21 protein-coding genes are annotated in these 23,448 nt (G+C 64.7%); 5 read left to right on the forward strand and 16 right to left on the reverse strand.

The window, feature by feature from the left end:
* Positions 1–52 precede the first annotated feature (52 nt).
* The 3 genes from DEM25_RS17155 to DEM25_RS17165 form a co-directional block, all read right to left on the reverse strand.
* Complete coding sequence (locus tag DEM25_RS17155; protein WP_109767634.1) at positions 53–748, reverse strand: anti-sigma factor; 696 nt, start codon at positions 746–748, stop codon at positions 53–55.
* On the reverse strand, positions 745–1,287 hold the full coding sequence (locus DEM25_RS17160) for a sigma-70 family RNA polymerase sigma factor (protein WP_109767633.1): 543 nt from the start codon (positions 1,285–1,287) through the stop codon (positions 745–747). Before DEM25_RS17160 ends, DEM25_RS17155 begins: the two co-directional genes overlap by 4 nt.
* 88 nt (positions 1,288–1,375) lie before the next feature.
* On the reverse strand, positions 1,376–2,617 hold the full coding sequence (locus tag DEM25_RS17165) for a urate hydroxylase PuuD (RefSeq protein ID WP_109767632.1): 1,242 nt from the start codon (positions 2,615–2,617) through the stop codon (positions 1,376–1,378).
* Between the two features lie 100 nt (positions 2,618–2,717).
* Between DEM25_RS17165 and DEM25_RS17170 the strand changes: the two genes are divergently transcribed.
* Positions 2,718–3,620: a LysR family transcriptional regulator gene (locus DEM25_RS17170; RefSeq protein ID WP_109767631.1), complete on the forward strand. Its 903-nt coding sequence runs from the start codon at positions 2,718–2,720 to the stop codon at positions 3,618–3,620.
* A 1-nt stretch (position 3,621) separates the two neighbouring features.
* Here the strand turns inward: DEM25_RS17170 and uraH are convergent, their stop codons facing one another.
* The gene (gene uraH / locus DEM25_RS17175; protein WP_109767630.1) at positions 3,622–3,975 is read right to left on the reverse strand and encodes a hydroxyisourate hydrolase; all 354 of its coding nucleotides are present in this window, start codon (positions 3,973–3,975) and stop codon (positions 3,622–3,624) included.
* A 145-nt stretch (positions 3,976–4,120) separates the two neighbouring features.
* Here uraH and puuE point away from each other — a divergent pair, with 145 nt between their 5' ends.
* From puuE to DEM25_RS17190, 3 genes are read left to right on the forward strand one after another with little or no spacing between them, the layout of a single operon-like run.
* Entirely contained in the window at positions 4,121–5,533 is a 1,413-nt protein-coding gene (puuE, locus tag DEM25_RS17180) for an allantoinase PuuE (RefSeq protein ID WP_109767629.1), read from the forward strand.
* Positions 5,530–6,018 carry an ureidoglycolate lyase gene (locus DEM25_RS17185; protein ID WP_109767628.1) on the forward strand — a complete coding sequence of 163 codons (489 nt, stop codon included), beginning with the start codon at positions 5,530–5,532 and terminating at the stop codon, positions 6,016–6,018. The genes puuE and DEM25_RS17185 overlap by 4 nt, the downstream gene beginning before the upstream one ends.
* Positions 6,019–6,066: 48 nt before the next feature.
* Positions 6,067–7,503: a uracil-xanthine permease family protein gene (locus DEM25_RS17190; RefSeq protein WP_109767627.1), complete on the forward strand. Its 1,437-nt coding sequence runs from the start codon at positions 6,067–6,069 to the stop codon at positions 7,501–7,503.
* Positions 7,504–7,637: 134 nt separating this feature from the next.
* Here DEM25_RS17190 and bhcD read toward each other — a convergent pair whose 3' ends face one another.
* The 4 genes from bhcD to bhcA all read right to left on the reverse strand — a co-directional run bounded on the left by bhcD (position 7,638) and on the right by bhcA (position 12,048).
* Positions 7,638–8,603 carry an iminosuccinate reductase BhcD gene (gene bhcD, locus DEM25_RS17195; RefSeq protein ID WP_109767716.1) on the reverse strand — a complete coding sequence of 322 codons (966 nt, stop codon included), beginning with the start codon at positions 8,601–8,603 and terminating at the stop codon, positions 7,638–7,640.
* A 111-nt stretch (positions 8,604–8,714) separates the two neighbouring features.
* Positions 8,715–9,878, reverse strand: a complete 1,164-nt coding sequence (gene bhcC / locus DEM25_RS17200; protein ID WP_109767626.1) for a 3-hydroxy-D-aspartate aldolase BhcC — start codon at positions 9,876–9,878, stop codon at positions 8,715–8,717.
* Positions 9,879–9,892: 14 nt separating this feature from the next.
* Entirely contained in the window at positions 9,893–10,843 is a 951-nt protein-coding gene (bhcB, locus tag DEM25_RS17205) for a beta-hydroxyaspartate dehydratase BhcB (protein WP_196780445.1), read from the reverse strand.
* 14 nt (positions 10,844–10,857) lie between these two features.
* Positions 10,858–12,048 (reverse strand): L-aspartate--glyoxylate aminotransferase BhcA, encoded by a 1,191-nt coding sequence (gene bhcA / locus DEM25_RS17210; protein WP_109767624.1) that lies wholly within the window; start codon positions 12,046–12,048, stop codon positions 10,858–10,860.
* A 187-nt stretch (positions 12,049–12,235) separates the two neighbouring features.
* Between bhcA and bhcR the strand changes: the two genes are divergently transcribed.
* A complete protein-coding gene (gene bhcR, locus DEM25_RS17215; RefSeq protein ID WP_196780433.1) occupies positions 12,236–13,060 on the forward strand; it encodes an HTH-type transcriptional regulator BhcR in 825 nt (274 codons plus the stop codon).
* Here bhcR and DEM25_RS17220 read toward each other — a convergent pair.
* The 8 genes from DEM25_RS17220 to DEM25_RS17255 form a co-directional block, all read right to left on the reverse strand.
* The gene (locus tag DEM25_RS17220; RefSeq protein WP_109767622.1) at positions 13,041–13,913 is read right to left on the reverse strand and encodes a bifunctional allantoicase/(S)-ureidoglycine aminohydrolase; all 873 of its coding nucleotides are present in this window, start codon (positions 13,911–13,913) and stop codon (positions 13,041–13,043) included. The two genes, bhcR and DEM25_RS17220, sit on opposite strands and share 20 nt — an antisense overlap.
* Positions 13,914–14,031: 118 nt before the next feature.
* Complete coding sequence (locus DEM25_RS17225; protein ID WP_342633492.1) at positions 14,032–14,469, reverse strand: GlcG/HbpS family heme-binding protein; 438 nt, start codon at positions 14,467–14,469, stop codon at positions 14,032–14,034.
* Positions 14,469–15,770, reverse strand: a complete 1,302-nt coding sequence (guaD, locus tag DEM25_RS17230; protein ID WP_109767715.1) for a guanine deaminase — start codon at positions 15,768–15,770, stop codon at positions 14,469–14,471. The genes DEM25_RS17225 and guaD overlap by 1 nt, the downstream gene beginning before the upstream one ends.
* A gap of 63 nt (positions 15,771–15,833) precedes the next feature.
* On the reverse strand, positions 15,834–17,435 hold the full coding sequence (locus DEM25_RS17235; protein ID WP_109767620.1) for a xanthine/uracil/vitamin C permease: 1,602 nt from the start codon (positions 17,433–17,435) through the stop codon (positions 15,834–15,836).
* 82 nt (positions 17,436–17,517) lie between these two features.
* A complete protein-coding gene (gene xdhC / locus DEM25_RS17240) occupies positions 17,518–18,348 on the reverse strand; it encodes a xanthine dehydrogenase accessory protein XdhC (RefSeq protein ID WP_109767619.1) in 831 nt (276 codons plus the stop codon).
* 4 nt (positions 18,349–18,352) lie between these two features.
* Positions 18,353–20,755 (reverse strand): xanthine dehydrogenase molybdopterin binding subunit, encoded by a 2,403-nt coding sequence (xdhB, locus tag DEM25_RS17245; RefSeq protein WP_109767618.1) that lies wholly within the window; start codon positions 20,753–20,755, stop codon positions 18,353–18,355.
* Between the two features lie 16 nt (positions 20,756–20,771).
* Complete coding sequence (gene xdhA / locus DEM25_RS17250) at positions 20,772–22,229, reverse strand: xanthine dehydrogenase small subunit (protein ID WP_109767617.1); 1,458 nt, start codon at positions 22,227–22,229, stop codon at positions 20,772–20,774.
* A 486-nt stretch (positions 22,230–22,715) separates the two neighbouring features.
* A complete protein-coding gene (locus DEM25_RS17255) occupies positions 22,716–23,165 on the reverse strand; it encodes a Ros/MucR family transcriptional regulator (protein WP_109767615.1) in 450 nt (149 codons plus the stop codon).
* Positions 23,166–23,448: the final 283 nt, after the last annotated feature.

Here is a 23,448-nt window from a genome sequence, read left to right on the forward strand (position 1 = left end):
CGGGGAGAAAGTTTCAGGGTCGGGCAAAAAAATGCACCGCACGATCGGCCGGTCAGAGTGCGGTGATCTCGCCGGTCGCGAGCACCGCCCCGGTGGGCTGTCCTGTCGGCGAGCCGCCGCCCGGCTCGTCGCTGACGGCCAGGACCGCGCCATCGCCGATGCGGCCGGCCAGCGCTTCCGGCACGTCGACGAGGAAGGCGGCGCTCTGCGGCAGCACGCCGAGCGAAACGGGCGCCGCATCGCCGGCGATCAGCCAGAGTTCGAATGCCCGGTCCGGTTCGGGCGTGCCGGCGCGCCGGTTCAACCGCAAGGTGCGCGTCTCCGGCTCGTAAAGCGCCGCCAGTCGCACGTCGCTCTGGGCGCCCGAGACGGTGGCGATCAGGCGGGTTGCCGGATCGTCCGGCTGCAGCGTTTGCGCATAAAGGCCGGCAAAGACGATCATGCCGGCGAGCGAAGCGACGGCAAGCCCGCGCCAGACGCCGAGCCGCTGCCAGAAGGGAGCGGGGCCGGCAGCCGGTTCGAACAGCGCCGCCTCGATGTTGGCGAGAACGGCCGCCGGCGGCTCGATCGCTTCGATCTCGTCGGCCAGTGGGGCAAGACGGTTGCTCCAGTCGGCGACATCGCGGCGCAGCGCCGCATCGTCGCGCAACAGCTTCTCGAACGCGACGCGCTCGGCATGGGGCAGCGTACCCAGCACATATTCGGCGACGGTTGCATCGTCGGGACGGGCGGTTTCGTTGGCGCTCATCGCTCAAGGCACTCCTTGAGTCTGGCAAGGCTCCGGCGCAGCCAGGTCCGCATCGTGTTGAGCGGCACAGCGTGGCGGTCGGCCAGTTCCTGATAGGAATATCCCTCGACATAGGCGGCGCGTACCGCATCGGCGCGGCGCGCATCCAACTCGTCGAGACACAGATCGATCCGCCGGCCCTCGGAGGCTGCGATGGCTGTCGCTTCCGGACCCGGCGCGTCGTCCGAAAGGTCTACCGCCTCGTCAATGTCGACAGGGTCGGGCCGCCGGGCGCGCACCTTGTCGATGGCGGTGTTGCGCGCGATCGCGATCAGCCACGACATGGGACTGTAGCCTCCGGCGCCGTAGCGGCCGGCGCCGTTCCATATCTTGATGTAGGCTTCCTGCAGCGCATCCTCGGCATCCTGTCTGTCTTTCAAGACACGAAGGCAGACCCCGAACAGTTTCGCCGACGTCAGAGCGTAGAGGTGCGTCAGCGCCTTGCGGTCGCGCAGGGCGATGGCGGCGATCAGTTTTTCGATGTGCTCGGTTCCGCTCAACGCCCTGGCCCTTTGTCGGTCCAGATTGCTAGCGCAAGTTGCGCGCCAGATCGAGTGGGCAATGCCGCTGAGCGGCAGTGCGTGCCGGTTACCTGTCGCCGGCGGTGGCGTTGCGATACCATGCCGCCAGCGCGGCGCGGCTTTCGTCGTCCATCGTCGCAATGGCGTTTGGCGGCGGCATGGCGTGGGTGACGCCGGCCTGAAGAAAGACCTGCTGCGCGTGGCGGGCGACATCGGCCTCGGTTTCAAGGACCACACCCTTGGGCGGCCACAAAATGCCCTGCCAGACCGGCTCGCGTGCGTGGCACATGGCGCAATTGCCGAGCACGATGTCATAGGCGTTCCGGAAGCCTTCGGCATCGGCGAACTGTTGTTCATGGGGCGTCAGGGCGCGCGCTTCGGCCTCCTCCCATGTGTCGAGCATCGGCGCGGTCGACAGCCAGGCGATGATCACGAACAGGATCAGCGAGGCGGCAAGCGTCCAGTGCGGATGACCCTGCCGGGCGTGCATCGTGTTGAAGAAGTGCCGGATCAGCACGCCCATCAGGAAGACCAGGCTCGCGATGATCCATGCAAAATCGGTGGCGAAGGCCAGCGGATAATGATTGGAGAGCATCAGGAAGATGACCGGCAGGGTCAGATAGTTGTTGTGGGTCGAGCGCAGCTTGGCGATCTTGCCGTATTTGGGGTCCGGCGTGCGGCCTTCCTTCAAATCGTTCACCACGATGTGCTGGTTCGGCATGATGATGAAGAAGACATTGGCGGTCATGATGGTCGCGGTGAAGGCGCCCAGATGCAGAAGCGCGGCGCGGCCGGTGAAGACCTGGTTCAGCCCCCAGCTCATCGCCACGATGATGACGAACAAAACCAGCATCATCGCGGTCGGATAGTCGCCCAGTTTGGACTTGCAGAGCTGGTCGTAGAGCAGCCAGCCGATGCCGATCGAGGCGGCGGAAATGGCGATGCCCTGCCACAGCGACAGTTCGGCCCTGGTCGGATCGAGAAGGTAAAGCTCTCCGCCGACCCAGTAGATGATCATCAGCAGCGCCGCGCCGGACAGCCAGGTCGCATAGCTCTCCCATTTGAACCAGGTCAGATGGTCGGGCATCTGTTCGGGCGCGACCAGATATTTCTGGATGTGGTAGAAACCGCCGCCATGGACCTGCCATTCCTCGCCATGGGCGCCCCGGGGCAGGTGCGGCGCCTTGCGCAGGCCCAGATCGAGCGCGATGAAATAGAAGGACGAGCCGATCCACGCGATCGCCGTGATGACGTGCAGCCAGCGCACGGCGAAGCCCACCCATTCCCACATGACGGCGAAGTCGTACATTGCATGCCTCCCGCAAGCCCGAAACGGCGGCAGACTATGCGGAACGGCATTGTTCTGGTATCGATGGCAAAATCCAAGCTGCATCAAAAATTGCCGAACAATGTCCTATCTCGACACAATCCGGACCTTCGTGCGTGTCTATGAATTGGGCAGCATGTCGGCAGCGGGGCGGGATCTGCGGATTTCGCCGGCCGTCACTTCGTCGCGCATATCGCAGCTCGAGGACCATCTGAGCGTCCGCCTGTTCCAGCGCACAACGCGCAGCCTGACCCCGACCGAGCAGGGCAGGGCGTTTTACGGCGGTGCTTGTGCGATTTTGGAGGCGGTGGAGAGCGCCGAGGCGCAGGTTGTCTCGATAACGGACAATCCCAAGGGATCGCTGTTCGTCGCCGCGCCGCTCGGTGTCGGGCGGCGGCTGATCGCGCCGCGGGTGCCCGAGTTCCTGAAAGCCTATCCGGAGGTCAGCGTCCGTCTGCGCCTGACCGACCGAAAGGTCGACCTGACGACGGAAGGGCTGGATCTGGCCTTCTTCCTCGGCCAGCCGGAGGACAGCAATCTGCGCATCCGCAAGATCGCCGATGTGGAGCGCGTGCTGTGCGCGTCACCGGACTACATCGCGGCGCGAGGGCTGCCGGCGCGCGGCGACCAACTCGTTGCCGATGGCCATGAGTGCCTCAATCTTCGTTTTCCGGGCGCAACGGAATTCCAGTGGCCACTGGTGACGCCGGACGGGGTGAAGCGGTTCCGCGTCGCCGGGCGCTACGAGTCCGACGATGGCGACGTGCTGACCGACTGGGCGCTGGCCGGCCATGGGATCGCACTCAAGCCGATCTTCGAGGTGGCGGACCATCTCAGGGACGGGCGGCTGGTGCCGGTCGCCACCGAAACGCCGCCCGAACCGATCCAGATGGCGTGTCTTTTCACCCACCGCCGCCGGCAGGACCCCAAGACGCGGCTGTTCATGGAATTCATGATCGAGCGGATCGGCGCGTCGGTCCGGTAGCTCAGCTTCCGCGATAGGTGGAGTAGCCGAACGGCGAAAGCAGCAGCGGCACATGATAGTGCGCGGCGTCCGACATGCCGAAGCGCAGCGGCACGACATCGAGAAAGCGCGGCTCTTCCGGCGGCGTGCCGGCCGCATCGAGATAGGCGCCGGCGTGGAAGACCAGCTCGTAAACGCCGGTCGCGAACGCGTTTTCGGGCAGGATCTGTTCGTCCGTGCGCCCGTCATCGTTCGTCACCAGCGTTTTCAGATGGGTGCGCGTCTCGCCGTCGATCCTGTAGAGATCGATGCGCAGCCCTTGCGCCGGGCAGCCGCGCGCAGTGTCCAGCACATGGGTTGTCAGAAATCCGGCCATGATCGGTCCTCCGCGAACAAGGCGCCTTATAGCGTCGGCGGATGGCCTGCCGTAACGCGCCGCCGGGCAGAGGCAGTTTCAAGATTTATTTGAATAATCGGGCGATTGTCTTGCTGTATGGTTGCATCGCTTGGGAGGGCCCATCATGCGACGTTATCCGCGTGACATGACCGGTTACGGCGCGATGCCGCCAGCGGCCAACTGGCCGAACGGCGCAAGGATCGCCGTGCAGATCGTGCTCAATTATGAAGAGGGCGGCGAGAACTGCGTCCTGCATGGCGATCCGGCGTCCGAGGCGTTCCTGTCGGAGATCACGGGCGCCGAGCCCTGGCCCGGCCAGCGGCACTGGAACATGGAATCGCTCTATGAATATGGCGCCCGCGCCGGGTTCTGGCGGGTCCATCGACTGCTGAAGGATGTGCCGGTGACCGTCTTCGGCGTGGCCAGCGCGCTGGCCCGCGCGCCCGAGCAGGTTGCGGCGATGAAGGAGGCGGGCTGGGAGATTGCCAGCCACGGGCTCAAATGGGTCGAGCACAGGGACATGCCGGCCGACGAGGAGCGCGCGCAGATCGGCGAGGCGATCCGCCTTCATACCGAGGTGACCGGTACGCCGCCGCGCGGCTGGTATACGGGCCGCTGCTCCGCCAACACGGTCGAACTCGTCTCGGAGAAGGGCGGTTTCGCCTACATCGCAGACAGTTATGCCGACGATCTTCCATATTGGGTTCGCGTTGGCGAGAAAGACCAGCTGATCGTGCCCTACACGATGGACTGCAACGATATGCGCTTTGCGATCCAGGCGGGCTTCGCCACGGGCGCCGATTTCGAGACGATGCTGAAGGACGCGTTCGACACGCTGTATGAAGAAGGCCGGGCGGGTGCACCCAAAATGCTGTCGATCGGCCTGCATTGCCGACTGATCGGGCGGCCCAGCCGTGCCGCCGCCCTTCAGCGGGCGCTCGCCCATTTCCGCAGCCATGACGGTGTGTGGTTCGCAACGCGGCTGCAGATCGCCGAGCACTGGGCCAGAACCCATCCGCCGGTTGCGCGGGTTCGTCCGTCGGACATGGATCGCGACACATTCGTTTCCGAATTCGGCGGGGTCTTCGAGCATTCGCCATGGATCGCCGAAGCCGCGCACGCGCTTGAACTCGGCCCCACGCACGACACTGCCGCTGGCGTTCACGCGGCGCTGGCGCGCATTTTCCGCTCGGCGCCAGAGGACGCCCGTCTCGGTGTCCTGACCGCACATCCCGACCTCGCCGGCAAACTGGCACAGGCCAGGCGATTGACCACCGAATCGACGGCCGAGCAGGCTTCGGTCGGGCTCGATTGCCTGACCGACGCGGAGCGCGCTACATTCACCGAACTCAACGACGCCTATACGGCCAGGTTCGGCTTTCCGTTCATCATCGCGGTGCGGGACAACAGCAAGGCATCGATCATGGACGCATTCCGCCGCCGGATCAGCAATGACCGCCGAACGGAACTCGCCGAGGCCTGCCGCCAGGTTGAGCGGATCGCCGAACTGCGTTTGAAGGACAGGTTCGCGGCATGACTCGCGCGATCAGGGTCGAGCCGCTCTCCAGGGCCGCCTTTGCGCCCTTCGGCGACGTGTTGGACACCGAGGGTGCGCCCGACCGGATGATCAATCAGGGGCTCTGCGGCCGCTTTCATGACCGTGCCCGGCTCGATTTCGCCGACGGGCGCGCCGGCGTCAGCCTGTTTCAGGCCGAGCCGCGGTCGCTGCCGCTGATGCTGGACATGGTGGAGCGGCATCCGCTCGGCAGCCAGGCATTCGTGCCGATGAGCCTCGATCCGTTCCTTGTCATCGTCGCGCCGGACGAAGCGGGAAAGCCCGGACGGCCACGTGCCTTCCTGACGGCGCCCGGGCAGGGGATCAATTTTCACCGTGGCACATGGCATGGCGTGCTGACGCCATTGGCCGAACCCGGGCTCTTCGCTGTCATCGACAGGATCGGCGAGGGCTCCAATCTGGAGGAACACCGGTTCGAAACGCCCTATCGGGTGTTGGCCGGGTAGCCGCGCGGCAAGCGGCGGCGCTTGGTCTGGAGGAGGGAGAGGACCAAAATGGCAGACGCAACGATCGGGACCCCGGAGCAGCTCCGCGATCCCAACTACACACCGGCGCTGTATCAAGCCGTTCCGCTCGGAATCCAGCATGTGCTGGCGATGTTCGTTTCCAATGTGACGCCGGCGATCATCGTTGCGGGGGCTGCCGGCTTCGGTTTCGGCTCCGACAGCCCGGACTTTCCGGAGTTGCTCTATCTCATTCAGATGTCGATGCTGTTCGCCGGCCTCGCAACGCTGTTGCAGACGATCACCATCGGTCCGGTCGGCGCAGCGCTGCCGATCGTTCAGGGCACCTCGTTTGCCTTTCTGCCGATCATGATCCCGCTGGTCGCGGGGCAGGGCGTCGATGCCTTGGCCGCGCTCTTCACCGGGGTGATTGTCGGCGGTCTTTTCCACGCGTTTCTCGGCGCGTTCATCGGCAAGATCCGCTTTGCGCTGCCGCCGCTCGTCACCGGCCTCGTCGTCACCATGATCGGCCTGGCGCTGGTGCGCGTCGGCATTCAATATGCCGCGGGCGGCGTCCCGGCGATCGGCACACCGGAATATGGCAGCCTGGGCAACTGGATCGTTGCGCTGATCGTCATCGTGGTGACGCTGGCGCTGAAATTCTTCGCGCGCGGCATGCTGTCGGTTTCCGCCGTCCTGATCGGCCTGATCGCCGGCTATGTGTACGCGCTGGTCTTCACCGACATGCTGAGCCTTGCGGCGATTTCCAGTTCCTGGTCGAGCGCGGCCGCCTTCGCCCTGCCGCAGCCGTTCAAATACGGGTTCGAATTCTCGGTTGCCGCGATCGTCGGCTTTTGCCTGATGGCGTTCGTTTCGGCCGTGGAGACCGTGGGCGACGTCTCGGGGATCACCAAGGGCGGCGCGGGCCGCGAAGCGACCGACCGCGAAATCGAGGGCGCGACCTATGCCGACGGTTTCGGCACGGCCATCGCCGGCGTCTTCGGCGGGTTTCCGAACACCTCGTTCAGCCAGAATGTGGGCCTGATCGCGATGACCGGGGTGATGAGCCGCCATGTCGTGACGTTCGGCGCGCTTTTCCTGATTGTCTGCGGGCTGGTGCCGAAGGTGGGCGGGTTGATCCGCACCATCCCGATCGAGGTTCTGGGCGGCGGCGTGATCGTGATGTTCGGCATGGTCGTGGCCGCCGGCATCTCGATGCTGTCCGACGTGACCTGGAACCGGCGCAACATGGTGATCTTCGCCGTGGCGCTGTCGATCGGCCTTGGCCTTCAACTCGAACCGGGCGCCGTGCAGTACCTGCCCGACTGGCTGCGGGTCCTGATGGTCTCCGGTCTCTTGCCGGCCGCCTCGATCGCAATCGTCCTGAACCTGGTTCTGCCGGAGGAATTGTCGGACGAGGCAACCGAGGAAGTGTCCGGGGGCCTGTCCGGGAACGGCCAGGGCTCTTTGCGCCGGGATGGCGGCTGAGGGCGCCGACCCGAGGTCCCGCCAAACCGGCGGCGGGCCTCGACCCCGAATGACAGGCGCTCCCCGGACAGTCCGGGGAGCGCTTCTCTTTTTTGCGATCGCGGCAGGCGCGATATGAGCAGTGTGATCGTGACCTAGAAATCGACCTCGATGGCGATGCCTTTTTCGACCGCCAGTTCCACGACGGCGGCGGCCACGGCAAGGTCCTGAAGTCCGACGCCGGTGCCGTCGAACAGCGTGATCTGGTCGTCGGACGAACGGCCCGGATCGGTGCCGTTGATCACCGCGCCGATCTGGCCGACATCGCTTTCCGATATCAGGCCCTCGGCGACCGCGTGCTGTGCCTCTCCGATGGAAACCGATTGCGCCACCTCGTCGGTATAAACGCTGGCGCGGGCCAGAAGCTGCGGTTCGACCTCCTGTTTGCCCTTGGTGTCGGTGCCCATGCAGGCCAGATGACAGCCGGCGGAAACCTGGTCGGCCTTCAGGATCGCATCGAAGGACGAGGTGATTGAAATGATCACGTCGGCTTGCGCCATGCCGTCCAGTTCGACCGCCTCGAACGGCAGACCGGCTTCACCGGCGACCTTTTCGATGTTGGGCAGCATTTCGGGGTGAAGGTTCCAGCCAATGACCTTTTCGAAGGCGCGCTGCTCAAGCGCGGCGCGAAGCTGGAAAGTGGCCTGGTGGCCGGCGCCGATCATGCCGATCACCTTGGCATCGTCGCGGGCGAGATGCTTGATCGACACGGACGAGGCGGCAGCGGTGCGCAACGCGGTCAGGAGATTGCCGCCGACCATCGCCGAAACGCGGCCCGTATCGGGATCGAACAGGAACACCGTCGACTGGTGGTTGATGATGCCGTGGCGCTCGAGGTTTTGCGGCCAGTATCCGCCGGCCTTCAGGCCCAGCGTCATGCCGGCACGGTCGAAACCGCCCTTGAAACCGTAGAGCGCGTCGACATGGCCAATGGCCTCGCGCACGACAGGGAAATTGTAGGCATCGCCCGTCGCCATGGCGGCGAAGACCTTTTCGACGGCGTCAAAGGCGGCCTGCCGCGTCATCAGGTCGGCGATTTCGCGTTCGGGGACGATCAGCATCGGTCTCTCCTGGTCGGTGTCGGATACGCCCGTGTGCATTGGCCGGCTGCGCGGCGGGCACACGGGCGCTGTAACCGGCCCTCCTCCGGGCCGGGCTTTGGTCTTTCGGGGTCAGTATGCCTTGCCGCGTGCCGAGACCGGCCAGAGCGCTTCGACCTTGCCGTTGCGGACGCCGACATACCAGTCATGGACGTTACAGGTCGGATCGCAATGGCCGGGGACCAGCTTGAGCTTTTCGTTGATCGCAAGAACGCCGCCCGGGTCCGAAATCACGCCATGCTCATCGGAGCATTTGACGTATTCGACATCGTCGCGGCCGTAGATGAAGGGCAGTCCGCTATCGACCGATTGCGCTTTCAGGCCGGCGTCGCAGATCGCCTTTTCGGCCTTGGCGTGACTCATGACCGAGGTCAATAGGAACAGCGCATTTTCCCATTCGCCATCGTCGATGCGCTTGCCGTCCTTGTCGAGGATGCGGCCATAATCAGCGTCCATGAAGGCGTAGGAGCCGCACTGCAACTCGTTGTAGACGCCCGAATTGCTCTCGAAATAGTACGATCCCGTACCGCCACCGCCGACGATGTCGCACTCAAGGCCCTCGGTCTTCAGCCCGGCGACCGCATCCCGGACCATGTCGATGGCGATGTCGGTCTTGGCCTTGCGGTCCTCATAGCCGTCAATGTGCTGCATGGCGCCCTGATAGGCCTGGATGCCCGCGAATTTGAGGTTCGGCGCGGCATCGATCGCCTTGGCGATCGCGACCACTTCCGGCGTCGTCGTCACGCCGCAGCGGCCGGCGCCGCAGTCGATCTCGACCAGACACTCGATGGTCGTGCCGTGCTTTTGGGCCGCCGCCGACAGATCGGCGACATTGCCAATGTCGTCGACGCAGACAATGGTCCGCGCGCCGAGTTTGGGCAGTTGCGCCAGACGATCGATCTTCCTTGGATCACGCACCTGGTTGGAGACGAGCACGTCCTTGATGCCGCCGCGCGCGAAGACTTCGGCTTCGGAGACCTTCTGGCAGCACACGCCCACGGCGCCGCCGAGTTCTTCCTGCAGCTTGGCCACGTCGACGGATTTGTGCATCTTGCCGTGCACGCGATGGCGCATGCCATGCGCCTTGGCGTAATCGCCCATCTTCCTGATGTTGCGTTCCAGGGCGTCGAGGTCGAGCACGAGACACGGCGTCTGGATGTCGGCCTCATCCATGCCGGGAACCGCGGGCACGTCGAAGCCCACATCGAGCTCGTTGATGTTGACAGGCGCGTTCATGACAGTCTCTCCCTTCAATTGATCCAGGGCAGCGTGTCGAGATCGACATTGCCGCCGGTGACGATGATGCCGACCCGCTTGCCGGCGAACCGGTCGCGGTTCTTCAGGATTGTGGCGAGCGGCACCGCTGAGCTGGGCTCCATGACGATCCGCAGATGCTTCCAGGTGATCTTCATGGCGTCGACGATCTCCTGCTCGGATGCCGTCAGTATGTCCGAGACATGGTTGGAGACGAAATGCCAGGTCAGTTCCTTGAGCGGCACTTTGAGGCCGTCGGCGATGGTCACGGGTGCGTCGTCGGCGATGATGTGGCCGGCCTTGAAGCTGCGATAGGCGTCATCGGCCTGCTCGGGTTCGGCCGCGATGATCTGCGTTTCGGGCGCAAGCGTCGACAGCGTCAGGCAGGTGCCGGAGATCATGCCGCCGCCGCCGATCGGCGCAACGACGATATCGAGGCCGTCGGTCTGCTCCATGAATTCCTTCGAACAGGTGCCCTGGCCGGCGATCACGCGCGGGTCGTTGTAGGGATGCACGAAATCGCCGCCGGTTTGTGCCTGCACCGTGGCGAACGTTTCCTCGCGCGACGTGGTGGACGGCTCGCATTCGGTGATCTTGCCGCCATAGCGGCGCACCGTGTCCTTCTTGGCCTGCGGTGCCGTGCGCGGCATGACCACGTTACACGGAATGCCGCGCAGCATCGCCGCATAGCTCAGGCACGAGGCATGGTTGCCGGACGAATGGGTGGCGACGCCCTTTTGGGCCTGTTCGTCGTCAAGGCCGAACACGGCATTGGTGGCGCCACGCACCTTGAAGGCGCCGGGCTCCTGGAAGTTCTCGCACTTGAAGAACAGTTCGGCGCCCGTCAACTCGTTCAGATAGTCCGATGTCCGGACCGGCGTCCGGCGAATGTGCGGCTTGATCCGCTCATGGGCGGCCAGCATGTCTTCATAGGCTGGAACCTGCATCGAATTGTCCTTCATCAGGCGGCGGCCTTTCGTGTGACGGGGGGGTGGGCGCGATAATAGTCCTGCGCGGCGGCAACGCCCGAGCCAAGCTCAATGTCGAGGCCCAGATCGGCCATGCACATTTCGGCCGTGGCAATGCCTGACAGCGTCATGACGTCGGTCAGGCTGCCGAGATGGCCGATCCGGAACACCTCGCCGGCGACCTCGCCAAGGCCGACGCCGAACGCGACCCCGTAGGTCTGCGCGGCATGGGTGACGATGTCGGTCGCGTTGAAACCCTCCGGCGTGCGGATCGCCGAGACCGTGTCCGAATAGACGTCCGGCGTCGCGGCGCACAGCTTCAGCCCCCAGGCGGCAATAGCGGCGCGCACGCCCTCGGCGATGCGGTGATGGCGCGCAAAGACGCTGTCCAGACCCTCGGCCAGTAGCATGCCGCAGGCCTGGTTCAGGCCGTTCAGGAGGCCGACGGCCGGCGTATAGGGATAGGCGCTCTTCTCATAGCTCAGGGCCATGTCATGGACGTCGAAGAAGGTGCGCGGCAGGGTGGCCGTCTTGGTGGCGGCCATGGCCTTTTCGCTGAAGCCGACGATGGCGAGGCCGGCGGGCAGCATGAAGCCTTTCTGCGATCCGGCGACGGCAACATCGACGCCCCATTCGTCGAACCGGAAGTCCATCGAGGCGATCGAACTGACGCCATCGACGAACAGGATCGCGGGATGTCCCGCATCGTCGAGCGCCCGGCGGACCGCGGCGATGTCCGAGCGGACGCCGGTGGCGGTCTCATTGTGGGTCGCAAGGACCGCCTTGATGGAATGGCTCTTGTCGCGCTTGAGGATGTCGGCATAGCGCTCGGCGGGCAGGCCTTCGCCCCAGGCCGTCTCGACGATCTCGACTTTGAGACCGTGGCGCTGGCACATGTCGATCCAGCGGTGGCTGAACATGCCGTTGCGGGCCGCCAGCACCGTGTCGCCGGGGCTGAGCGTGTTGGTCAGAGCGGTCTCCCAGCCGCCCGTTCCCGTCGATGGGAAGATGAAGATGTCGGCGTCGGCCGACTTCAGGATCTTCCGGACGCCATCGCGCGCGGGATTCAGAATCTCGCCGAACAGCGGCGATCGGTGGTCGATCGTCGGCATGTCGCATGCCTTGCGCAGGCTTTCGGGGATGTTTGTAGGCCCCGGAATGAAAACCGGATTTTGCAGGCTCATGGCGGCCTCCTTGCAGCGTCCAGACAATCTACCGGATGCTTCGGGAGAAGGAAATTTTTTTGAAAATATTTTTCATAAATGGAGAAGCTGGAAATCTCTAGCGTTGTCAGAGTGTTATGTTTTTCATATGGTGAAGTGATAATTCGCGTCGTGGAAGAGGCATGCCATGGATTCGCAGGATAGCGGGATGTCAGCGCCATCGCGACGGGCTCGGGGGCGTCCGCGCGACTGGAACGACAAGACCGCCCAGAACACGATCAAGTCGCTGGACCGGGCAATGGAGGTGTTCGAGTTTCTCAGCGAGAACCAGGGCCTGTCGCTGACGGAACTGGCCTCTGAAACCGGGCAGTCGCCGGCGACCGTCTACCGCGTGCTCGTGACCTTGGAGGGCCGGGGGCTTGCCGAATTCGATCCGGGCGACCAGTCATGGCATGTGGGCGCGCGGGCGTTCGTCATAGGCGCGCGCTTTCTGCGACGCACGCAGCTGGTCGACAGGGCGCGGCCGATCCTGCGCCGGCTGATGGAAGCGACGGGCGAAACGGCCAATCTGGGTATCGTTCAAAACCGGTCGGTGCTGTTCGTCAGCCAGGTGGAGACGCACGCCAGCATCCGGGCGTTCTTTCCGCCGGGCACGCTGTCGCCGCTTCACGCGTCCGGCATCGGCAAGGCGCTGCTCGCGGAAATGGCGCCCGAGCGCCTCGAAGCGATATTGGACGGGGCGCTCGAAGCGTTCACGGCAAAGACTCTGTCGGCACCCGATGAACTGCGTGCGGATCTCGGCCGGATACGGGAGCGCGGCTATTCCTTTGACGATGAGGAGAAAAATCCCGGCATGCGGTGCATTGCGGCCCCGGTGTTCGACATTCACGGCGAAGCGGTCGCCGGCCTGTCCGTATCAGGACCGACGGCCCGGATCGGCGCCGACGACGTGGAGCGGTTTGCCGCGCCGGTGATCGCGGCGGCGGCGGAACTGACGATGGCGATCGGCGGGACTATTCGGCCGCGTTCCTGAAGTCTGCCGAGGGCGCCGCGCCGGTCGCCGATGCGGGCCTGAGCGCCATGTGGCGGTTGACGTCCTTGTAGAGCAGATAGCGGAACCGGCCCGGCCCGCCGGCGTAGCAGGCCTGCGGGCAAAAGGCGCGCAGCCACATATAGTCGCCCGCCTCGACCTCGACCCAGTCCTGATTGAGCCGGTAGACGGCCTTGCCCTCCAGCACGTAGAGCCCGTGCTCCATGACATGGGTTTCGGCAAACGGAATGACGGCGCCGGGCTCGAAGGTGACGATGGTGACATGCATGTCGTGCCGCATATCGGCCGGATCGACGAACCGGGTCGTCGTCCACTTGCCATCGGTACCGGGCATCGGCGCCGGAACGATATCGGCTTCATGGGCGATAATGGCCTCGGGCAGAGGCAGGCCGTCCACCGCCTCATATGCCTTGCGAATCCAGTGGAACTTGAACAGCGCGTCGCTCTGGTTCCGCAGCGTCCACTTCGCCGCAGGCGGGATGTAGACATAGCTGCCCGGCCGCAGATCGTGCGTGGCGTCCTCGATCGTGATGGCGCCTTCGCCCTCGACGACGAAGATCACGCCTTCGGCGCCCGGATCGGTTTCCGGCCGGTCGGAGCCGCCGCCGGGCGCGACCTCCATGATGTATTGCGAGAATGTCTCGGCAAAGCCGGTCAGCGGACGCGACAGCACCCACAGGCGCGTCTTGTCCCAGAAGGGCAGGAAGCTGGTGACGATGTCGCGCATCGTGCCCTTGGGAATGACCGCATAGGCCTCGGTGAACACGGCGCGATCGGTCAGCAATTGCGTTTGCGGCGGATGGCCGCCCGATGGCGCGAAGTAATTGCCGCTCATGAATGTGTCTCACTGCTGCTCAAAGGGTCTTGCAAGGCATCTTCACCGTTCTGCACATGCCGGGCTTCGGTACGGCCAGCGCCGCTCGTGTCCGTCATGTGCGTCGGGACCCATTTCGTCAACCGGACGAAAGGCGCGTGAGGTGCGCGTTGAACGCATCGAGCCCCGCCTGCGCCACATCGCGATCCTGGTCCGGTGTTCCCGAACTGACGCCGATCCCGCCGAGGGGTTCGTCGTCGAGCATGACGGGCAGGCCGCCGCCGACCACCATCAGCCGGCCGCCGATCGCCGAGGCGATGCCGTAGGCCGGTGCGCCGGGCTGGCTCGCCTGCCCATATTCATGGGTTGCCTTTCGGGCGCCGGCCGCCGTGAAGGCCTTGTCGATCGCGATCGTCGTCGAGGTGACCTTGCCGCCATCCATGCGCCGGAAGGCGATCAACTGTCCGGCTTCGTCGGTGACGGCTATGCACATGGGCACGCCTATGGTCTCGGCGCGCGCCTGAGCGCCCTCGATCAAGATGTCGGCATCGCGCGAATCGAGGCGCCGGATCGTCATCATCGTCTGGTCTCCTTGTGCGGTTCGCCCGCTATGTATGTCTGTGCCACTGCGCGGTCATCGCCCATCACGAGCAGAACGAAAAGCTCCTCGGCCAGGGTCTCGACGCGATCCATGCGCAGCGCCATGGCGGGCGTCGCGCGGGCGTCGAGCACGACGATGTCGGCCTCGGTGCCTTCATCGAGTGTTCCGATCCTGTCGGCGAGGCCGAGCACTTCGGCATTGCCGCGCGTCATCCAGTGGAAGCCGCGCATGGCGTGCAGGCTCTGCGACTGGAGCTGGAGGACCTTGTAGCCCTCGTTCAGCGTCTGGAGCATCGAATAGCTGGTACCGGCGCCGATGTCGGTGGCGATGGCGCTTTGGATGCCTGCTTTGTCCAGCCGTGCGTGATCGAAGCAGCCCGACCCCAGGAACAGGTTGGAGGTGGGGCAGAAGACCGGATGTGCGCCTGTCTCGGCAAGGCATTGGACCTCGCGCTCTTCAAGATGAATGCAGTGGCCGAGCAGCATCTTGCCGCCCAGAAGGCCGTAACGCTCATAGATGTTCAGATAGTCCGAGGCTTCGGGATAAAGCGAGGCGGCGAAGGCGATCTCTTCGCGGTTCTCCGACAGGTGCGTCTGGATGTGACAATCGGGATGTTCGGTTGCGAGCGCACCGGCCATTTCGAGCTGCTGCGGCGACGAAGTGATCGCGAAGCGCGGTGAGATGGCATAGCCGGCACGGCCCCTGCCATGCCAGCGCTCGATCAGCGCCTTGGTGTCGTCATAGCCCGATTGCGGCGTATCGCGCAGAGTGTCCGGCGCGTTGCGGTCCATCATCACCTTGCCGCCGATCATGCGCATGTTGCGGCGCTCGGCCTCGGCGAAATAGGCGTCGGCGGAGGCGGCATGAACGGAGCAGAAGGCCGCGGCGGTGGTCGTGCCGTGCTCGGTCAGCACGTCGAAAAACCGGGTCGCGATCGCCTGCGCATGGCTCTCATCGCCAAACCGCGCCTCTTCGGGAAACACATAGCCGTTCAGCCAGTCCAGAAGCTGCGCGCCCCAGGAGGCAACGATCTGCGCCTGTGGGAAATGGATATGCGCGTCGATGAAGCCGGCCGTCATCAGGTGCGGCCGGTGATCGACGATATCGGCGCAGGGCGCGGTCGGCGCGACTGCGTCGAAGGTTCCCGACGCGGCGATCACCCCTTCGCGGACTAGGATGGCACCGTCCTCATGATAGGTGAAGGCGTCGGTGTCGTTTTGATCCGCCGGCGCGCGGTGAAAGGTCAGGAGGCGGCCGCGCAGGAGCCTGTCTGTCATGGTCGGGGTATCTTTCATGGCTCGAGAGGGGTGGCCGGGGCGGCGCCGCCGCCCCGATCCTCTTCAGGCCCTGCCCGACGGGGCGTCGGTGTCGAGGAAATCGGGCTCGTCGGGGACGATGATCCGGTGATCCAGATCCTCTTTTGGCGCGATGGCCGGATAAAGCAGCAGGAAGGCGCCGGTTATCAGATAGCCGATGGTGATCCCGTCGAGCTGCGGCATCTGCAGGCTGGCCGCATGGACGATCCCGATCGACGACATGATGGCGGCGGCGATCGCGAAGCCCCCGGCGGTGCGGAACCGTCCGTCGATGATCGAGGCGACGATCGCGCCCCAGACCAGCCCGGTGATGATCGCGCCCTGCGACAGCGCCAGGTGGCCTTCATAGTGGGCGCCTTCCATCAGGAGTGCGGCGGTCAGTTCCGGGCTGCCGAGCGCGGGCATTCCCTCCACGCCGCTGCTTCTGAGCGCATTGGCGAGCGAGCCCCATTTGGTGACCAGGAAGCTGGATATGTGCGGCAGGATGGCGATCGTCACGGCCGCCATGTGCGCCGGCTTGATCGCCATGGCCGTGTTGGTGATCAGGCTGATCGCAACGAAGACGAGGATCGGTGCCGCTGCGGCGATCGGGATCAGACCGTTCAGGAAGGCAAGGAAGCCGAAGAAGGCCGCAAAGGCGATCACGCCGCCGACACCGATGATGTAGCCGGCATGGGCCTCCAGCCGCTTGTAGGCGGGATGACCGATATAGACGGTGGTCGGAAAGGGCGATCCGAACACCGCGCCGATCATTGTGCCGGCGCCGTCCGTCACCTGGCAGACCGCGACGGGATATTCGTCGCCGGCGGCCTCGGCGCTCTCCACATTGTTCATCGTCTCGATGAAATTGTAGATCTGTACCGGCACCAGCACGAGGAACAGTTCCGGATTGGCGAACAGATATTGGATGCCGGCGATCAGGTCGCCGACATAGGGCAGCGGCGGATAGAAGCCGACGCTGTCGAGCTCCAGCCTGGATTGGCCCAGAACGATGGCGATCACCGTTCCGGCGGCGATGGCGACGAGGCCCGCCGGCAGGTTGCCGGGCAGTTGGAAACGGCCGACCAGACCCCACAGGATGATCACCAGCGCGGTGAATCCGACGATCGGGTTTTCGAAGATCTGCGTCAACGGCACCGAGCCGATGAAGACAAGGGCGATGCCGCACAGCGTGCCGAGCATGCCTGCTCGCGGCGTGATGCGTTTGAGAAACGGACCGATGAGCGCACCGAGCGCGGCGACGATGCCGCCCATGAAGCCGGCGCCGATGCCGACCTGCCAGGCGAGCATGGCATCCTGTGTGGCCCAGTAGATCGGCCCGATCACGCCGAACAGATAGACGAACATGACCGGCGTGGAGATGCCGTAGGGCAGGGCGGTGACGTCGCGCCCATGCTTTTGCGCAGCCCATCTGGCCATCAGCGCGTAGACGGCCACGCCCGCCAGAATGGCGATCGCCGCGCCGGGCACGATCCGCCCGTAGACGATCTCGGCGGGCATCTGGAAGACAAACTGGCAGATGGCCGAAAGCACCATCAGATTGACGAGGTTGTCCGTGAACAGCGCCCAAAAGGCGCTGAAATCGCTTCTGGCGAACAATCGGTAATTGTAGCTGTCCTGTGACATTGCAGGGCTCCCTCCCCGTTTCAGAATGGTGAGCGCGCGAGCCGGTGCCCTTCTTTTTGGCCCGGTACGCGTTGTCGTTTCGTCAGTTCCCGGCCGCTGTGTTCGCGGCCCCTTTGGCTGCAGGCGCCGGTCCGGTGATCTGCGCCATGACTTCGGCCACGACGAACGCGGCGATGACTTCGGGGCGCTTGTCGGCGCTGCCCGCCGCGCCGATCGGGCAGGTCAGTTGCGCCATCGCCGCCGCCGGCGTTTCGGAAGCGCAATAGCGCTCGAACCTGGCGCGCTTGGTCGCCGAGCCGATCAGCCCGACATAGGATGCATCGCCGCGGGCGAGCGCTTCGGCCGTCAAAAGAAAATCCAGCGCATGATCGTGGGTCAGCACGATGAAGGCGCTGCCGGGCGGCGCGGCGCGGATCACCGTCTCCGGCACCGCCGCCTCGCGCTTTTCGACGTCGGCGCGCGATTGGGCGAGTTCGTCGGCGCGGCTGTCGACGAGAATGCAGCGCACCGGCAGGGACTGGAAGAAGGCGGCCAGCGCGCGTCCGACATGGCCGGCACCCAGCACATAGACATGGGGCAGGGCGGCGCGGCGTTCGGCGTCGGCGGCCAGCGCGGCGTCACGGTCCGCCTTGGTCATGCGGGTCAGCGAAAGCGTGACCCGTCCGCCGCAGCACTGGCCGATCTCCGGCCCCAGCGGCACGTCCATTTCGGCGGTCGTTTCGCCGCAGCGCAGCATCGCGCGCGCCTTGTCGATCGCCATGTATTCAAGCTGTCCGCCGCCGATCGTGTCGCAAAGCCCGGACGCCGAGACGAACATCTCAGCCCCGGCTTCGCGCGGCGAAGAGCCGCGGACGCCGGTCAGCCGGACATGGATCGCCGGTTCGCCGGCGTCGAAGAAGGCGCGAAGCGTCACCGGATCACTCCCTCAGCCGCTCGATCGCCATCAGCACGCGCTCGGGCGTTGCCGGCGCGTCGAGACGCGGGCAGGTCTGGTAGTCGGCAATGCTCGCAACCGCATGGGAGAGCGCCTCGAACACCGAGATGCCGAGCATGAAGGGCGGTTCGCCCACGGCCTTGGAGCGCTTGATGGTGCGCTCGCGGTTCTCCGACCAGGAGGCGAGCTCGACATTGAAGATGCGCGGCCGGTCAGAGGCGAGCGGGATCTTGTAGGTGGACGGCGCATGGGTGCGCAACCGGCCCTTGTCGTCCCACCACAATTCCTCGGTGGTCAGCCAGCCCATGCCCTGGATGAAGGCGCCTTCGACCTGGCCCTTGTCGATGATCGGATTCAGAGACCGGCCGACATCGTGCAGGATGTCGGTGCGCTCCACGCGGTACTCGCCGGTCAGCGTGTCGACCGAGACCTCCGAACAGGCCGCGCCATAGGCGTAGTAATAGAAAGGGCGGCCCTTGCCGCTCGCGCGGTCCCAGTGGATTTTCGGCGTCTTGTAGAAACCGGCCGCCGACAGGTGGATGCGCGCCATATAGGCTTCGCGCACAAGGTCGGCGAAGGGGACCGTCTCACCGCCGATCCGGACATTGTTGGCGATGAAGCGGACCTGGCTTTCATCGGTCTGCCAGCGTTCGGCGGCAAAGGCGGTCAGCCGTTCCTTGATTTGCCGCGCGGCGTCGAGCGCGGCCATGCCGTTGAGGTCCGAGCCGGACGATGCCGCCGTCGCCGAGGTGTTGGGCACCTTTTCGGTGGTCGTTCTGGTGATCTTGATGTGGTCGACATCGACCTGCAGTTCCTCGGCGACCACCTGGGCGACCTTGGTGTTGAGCCCCTGGCCCATCTCGGTGCCGCCATGGTTGAGATGGATCGAGCCGTCCGAATAGATGTGCAGCAGCGCGCCGGCCTGATTGTACCAGGTGGCGGTGAACGAGATGCCGAACTTGACCGGCGTCAGCGCGATGCCCTTGCGGACGATGCCGCCCTTGGCGTTCCAGTCGAGCACCGCCCGCCGGCGCGCCCGATAGTCCGCGCTCTGCTCCAGCTCGGCGACGATGCGCGGGGCGATATTGTCCTCGACCCTCTGGTGATAGGGCGTCACGTTACGCCCGTCCTCCGCATCGCCATAGAAATTGCGCTTGCGCACTTCCAGGCTGTCGAGGCCGCGATGATAGGCGATCTCCTCGATGATCCGTTCGGCGGCGATCACGCCCTGCGGTCCGCCGAAGCCGCGAAAAGCGGTGTTCGACACCGTGTTGGTCTTCATCGGATGCGAGTTCAGGAGAACGTCGGGATAGTAATAGGCATTGTCGGCGTGAAACAGAGCGCGGTCGGTGACCGGTCCGGACAGGTCCGAGGAAAAGCCGCAACGCGCCGCAAAATCGCCGGTGACGGCGGCGATGCGCCCTTCATCGTCAAAGCCGACCTCATAGTCGACGACGAAATCGTGCCGCTTGCCGGTGGCCGACATGTCGTCGTCGCGGTCGGGCCGAATCTTGACGGCCCGGTTCCACCTCTTGGCGGCCAGTGCGGCGACCGCGCAGAACAGGTTCATCTGCGTTTCCTTGCCGCCGAACCCGCCGCCCATACGGCGCACATTGACGGTGACGGCATTGGACGCGACGCCCAGGACATGGGCCACCATGTGCTGCGCTTCCGTGGGATGCTGGGTCGAGGAATGCACGATCACATCGTCGTCCTCGCCCGGCATGGCAAAGGCGATGTGGCCTTCCAGATAGAGGTGATCCTGGCCGCCGACATTGAACCGGCCCTTGATCCGGTGTTTTGCCCTGGCCATCGCCTCGGCCGCTTCTCCGCGCTTCAGCGTCAGGGGCGGCGTGACATAGGGCATGCCCGCGTCGCGCGCCGATTGCGGGTCCAGCACGTGCGGCAGGTCCTCATAGGCGATCTCGGCCAGCCTGGCGGCCCGGCGCGCCGCATCGCGGCTCTCGGCGACGACGGCGAAAACCGGCTGACCCCAGAACTCGACCTTGCCTTCGGCGAAAACCGGCTCGTCGTCGCGCCCGGTCGGGCTGACATCGTTGACGCCGGGAACGTCGTCGGCGGTCAGCACGCCGACCACGCCGGGGGCGGCGCGGACGGCGCTCAGGTCGAGATCGATGATCTTTGCGTGGGCGCGGGTCGAAAGGCCCAGATAGGCGTGCAGCGTACCGACGGGCTCGACGATGTCGTCGCAATATTCTGCGCGGCCGGTGACATGCTTGATCGCTGAATCGTGGTGCAGATCGGTGTGGACGCCGCCGCGGATGGCCGTCGCGCCGCCGCCGCCGCGCGCGAGCTGTCGCGGCGCGGGCGGATCGCGGCGCTGTTCCGTGCCGGCCGGTTCGCCGGAGGTCCCAAGATCGCTCATCGGTCGTGTTCCTCGCTCACGCGTTCAGACGCACCGGCGTCTGGCTGTCCTGCTGCTCGAGCCAGAAGCGGCGGAAAAGGTTCTGGGACACGCGCAGGCGGTAGTCCGCAGACGCGCGCCAATCGGTCAGCGGCGTGAAATCGTCGCCGAGCCGGTCGGCGGCGGCGGTCACGGTCTCAAGGCTCCAGGGTCGTCCGACGAGCGCCGCCTCGGCGTGATGCGCCCGCTTGGGCGTTGCGGCCATGCCGCCCAAGGCGATGCGCGCAGCGGCGACCTTGCCATCGTCCACTGTGACGTTGAAGGCGGCGCAGACTGACGAGATGTCCTCGTCGCGGCGTTTGGAAATCTTGTAGGCGGCGTGCAGCGCGCCCCCGGCGGGGCGCGGAACTGTCACGCTTTCCAGAAACTCGCCCGGCCTGCGATCCTGCTCGCCATAGTCGATAAAGAAATCCTCCACCGGCAGGGTGCGGCGCTTGCCGCCGCGGCGCAGCGTGATCGTCGCGCCCAGCGCGATCAGCACCGGCGGCGTGTCGCCGATGGGCGAGCCGTTGGCGATATTGCCGCCAATGGTACCCATGTTGCGGATCTGCCAGCCGGCGATCCTGTCCCAGAACTCGGCGAGATGCGGATAGTCGGCGGCCATCGCCGCGCGGCTGTCGGTGTAGCTGGCCCCGGCGCCGATCTCGATGGCCGTGTCGGTGACTTCAAGCCGGCGCAGTTCTTCCAGATGACCGACAAGGACCGCCGGCGAGATGTCACGCAGGAACTTCGTCACCCACAGCCCGACATCGGTGGCGCCGGCAACGATCGTCGCGTCCGGCGTTTCGGACAGCACATCGGCGAGATCGTCGACCGAGGCCGGCAGGATGCAGCGGCTTCCGTCCTTGCCGATTTCCACCCGGCGGCCGTCCCGCAAGGCCGCCAGCCTTTCGGCGATCGATTGCCGCTCCCGGTTGAGAGCATCCAGGGCAGGGCTACCGAGCCGGGTTGCCGCCCGCGCGGCCCGGATGATCGGCTCATAGCCCGTGCAGCGGCACAGATTGCCCTGGATCGCGGTTTCGATCTCGGTGTCGGTCGGATCGGGGCTTTCCATCCACAACGCGTAGAGCGACATGACGAAGCCCGGCGTGCAGAAGCCGCACTGGCTGCCGTGATGGTCGACCATCGCCTGCTGAACCGGATGAAGCCGGCCTTCGGGACCGGAGAGATGCTCGACCGTGACGATGTGGCAGCCGTCGAGCGAGGCCAAAAGCCGGATGCAGGCATTGACCGGTTCGTACCGCAATTGACCGCCATCGAGCCGTCCGGCCAGAACGGTGCAGGCACCGCAGTCGCCTTCCGCACAGCCTTCCTTGGTGCCGGTCAGGCGCCGTTCGATCCTGAGAAAATCAAGAAGCGTGTCCGTGGCGGCGGCCTGATCGAGCCGCACCGTGTTTCCATTCAACAGGAAACGGATGTTTGCGCGTATGTCCATCCCGTCGCTCCTCCCCGAAGTCGCCGGCGCCTGAGATCGACGGATGGTGTCAAAACCGATTGATCAAGAAAATGCATAATATGGGAAAGCACTCTCAAAAAAATCGGAACAAACTCCGTGTGAGGACTTGATCGACGAGGAATGCGCCCGGCGACGGGGCCGTCATGCCGAGCCTTCGAATGGGCAAGGCATCGATGCGGGCGCTTTGAGCGGGAAACAGCCCCAAGGGCGAGTGAGGGATCGGGGTCCCGGGCCGGCAATGCGGCCTTTGATCACCATGCAGGCGCTGGATGCCGGCTGGCCTTGCAACGGCCGACAGGCCGGGCGGGGGGGGGCTGCTTCGAGATCGACGTGGCGGCTTATGCCGAACCTGGCCGGGTCAAGGGCGGCGGAGCGTCCGCCACCGAACGTGACGGAACCGCGCGACCGCCGGCAGGCAATTCGCCGGAATCCGGGCAGCAGCCGCCGACCGCGCGGACCCTTGGGTCACTTTCTCCGTTTCGACGCTTTCTGATCCGGCCGGCGGCCGAGGCCCATATCGCGAGCCAATTGGGAGCGTCTTTCGGCATATTCGGGAGCGACCATGGGGTAGTCCGGGCGGAGCCCCCATTTTTCCCGATACTCTTCCGGCGTCATGCCGTAATGGCTCATGAGATGACGCTTGAGCGACTTGAATTTCTTGCCGTCCTCAAGGCAAATGATGTACTCGCGGGTGACCGAGCGCTTGGGATTGACGGCCGGCTCGGGCTTCTCCGCTTCCGCCATCGAAGAAGCGCTGCTGAGCTTTGAAAGCGCAGCGTGTACATCAGCGATCAAAGTTGGCAAATCCGAAGATTGGACGGCGTTTCCGCCGACATAGGCAGAAACAACTTCAGCCGTCATTTGCGTCAGAAGGTCCCGGTTATCGTTCTGTTCGTCGAGATTTATGGCGTTCATTACATGAGCCCTGCAAAGCTAATCTGTATGAGGCCGACATCTTCATGCGAAAAAGAATCATGGGAATACACTAAATATGCGTATTTTTGCCACGAGTGGGCTCAAGATCAATATACACATCTTGGTAATCATTGATTGCTTTGAACGTATAAAAGTGCATATTTATGGGTAAAAATGGCTCATAATTTTGACTATTCTCACTGTTTACAATACGATTCGCGCAGTGCCTAAAAAAATTCAGGTCCAATTTAATTAAGCCGATCAGAGAAAATTTGTATTATTG

Origin of the sequence: Oceaniradius stylonematis (genome assembly GCF_003149475.2) — a bacterium.
GTDB lineage: Bacteria > Pseudomonadota > Alphaproteobacteria > Rhizobiales > Rhizobiaceae > Roseitalea > Roseitalea stylonematis.

What these genes read in the sequence shown, in the direction of transcription:
- DEM25_RS17155 (WP_109767634.1), bottom strand. Translation starts at nt 748, where the DNA reads ATGAGCGCCAACGAAACCGCCCGTCCCGACGATGCAACCGTCGCCGAA.
- DEM25_RS17165 (WP_109767632.1), bottom strand. Translation starts at nt 2,617, where the DNA reads ATGTACGACTTCGCCGTCATGTGGGAATGGGTGGGCTTCGCCGTGCGC.
- DEM25_RS17170 (WP_109767631.1), top strand. Translation starts at nt 2,718, where the DNA reads ATGTCCTATCTCGACACAATCCGGACCTTCGTGCGTGTCTATGAATTG.
- uraH (WP_109767630.1), bottom strand. Translation starts at nt 3,975, where the DNA reads ATGGCCGGATTTCTGACAACCCATGTGCTGGACACTGCGCGCGGCTGC.
- puuE (WP_109767629.1), top strand. Translation starts at nt 4,121, where the DNA reads ATGCGACGTTATCCGCGTGACATGACCGGTTACGGCGCGATGCCGCCA.
- DEM25_RS17185 (WP_109767628.1), top strand. Translation starts at nt 5,530, where the DNA reads ATGACTCGCGCGATCAGGGTCGAGCCGCTCTCCAGGGCCGCCTTTGCG.
- DEM25_RS17190 (WP_109767627.1), top strand. Translation starts at nt 6,067, where the DNA reads ATGGCAGACGCAACGATCGGGACCCCGGAGCAGCTCCGCGATCCCAAC.
- bhcD (WP_109767716.1), bottom strand. Translation starts at nt 8,603, where the DNA reads ATGCTGATCGTCCCCGAACGCGAAATCGCCGACCTGATGACGCGGCAG.
- bhcC (WP_109767626.1), bottom strand. Translation starts at nt 9,878, where the DNA reads ATGAACGCGCCTGTCAACATCAACGAGCTCGATGTGGGCTTCGACGTG.
- bhcB (WP_196780445.1), bottom strand. Translation starts at nt 10,843, where the DNA reads ATGCAGGTTCCAGCCTATGAAGACATGCTGGCCGCCCATGAGCGGATC.
- bhcA (WP_109767624.1), bottom strand. Translation starts at nt 12,048, where the DNA reads ATGAGCCTGCAAAATCCGGTTTTCATTCCGGGGCCTACAAACATCCCC.
- bhcR (WP_196780433.1), top strand. Translation starts at nt 12,236, where the DNA reads ATGTCAGCGCCATCGCGACGGGCTCGGGGGCGTCCGCGCGACTGGAAC.
- DEM25_RS17220 (WP_109767622.1), bottom strand. Translation starts at nt 13,913, where the DNA reads ATGAGCGGCAATTACTTCGCGCCATCGGGCGGCCATCCGCCGCAAACG.
- DEM25_RS17225 (WP_342633492.1), bottom strand. Translation starts at nt 14,469, where the DNA reads ATGACGATCCGGCGCCTCGATTCGCGCGATGCCGACATCTTGATCGAG.
- guaD (WP_109767715.1), bottom strand. Translation starts at nt 15,770, where the DNA reads ATGACAGACAGGCTCCTGCGCGGCCGCCTCCTGACCTTTCACCGCGCG.
- DEM25_RS17235 (WP_109767620.1), bottom strand. Translation starts at nt 17,435, where the DNA reads ATGTCACAGGACAGCTACAATTACCGATTGTTCGCCAGAAGCGATTTC.
- xdhB (WP_109767618.1), bottom strand. Translation starts at nt 20,755, where the DNA reads ATGAGCGATCTTGGGACCTCCGGCGAACCGGCCGGCACGGAACAGCGC.
- xdhA (WP_109767617.1), bottom strand. Translation starts at nt 22,229, where the DNA reads ATGGACATACGCGCAAACATCCGTTTCCTGTTGAATGGAAACACGGTG.
- DEM25_RS17255 (WP_109767615.1), bottom strand. Translation starts at nt 23,165, where the DNA reads ATGAACGCCATAAATCTCGACGAACAGAACGATAACCGGGACCTTCTG.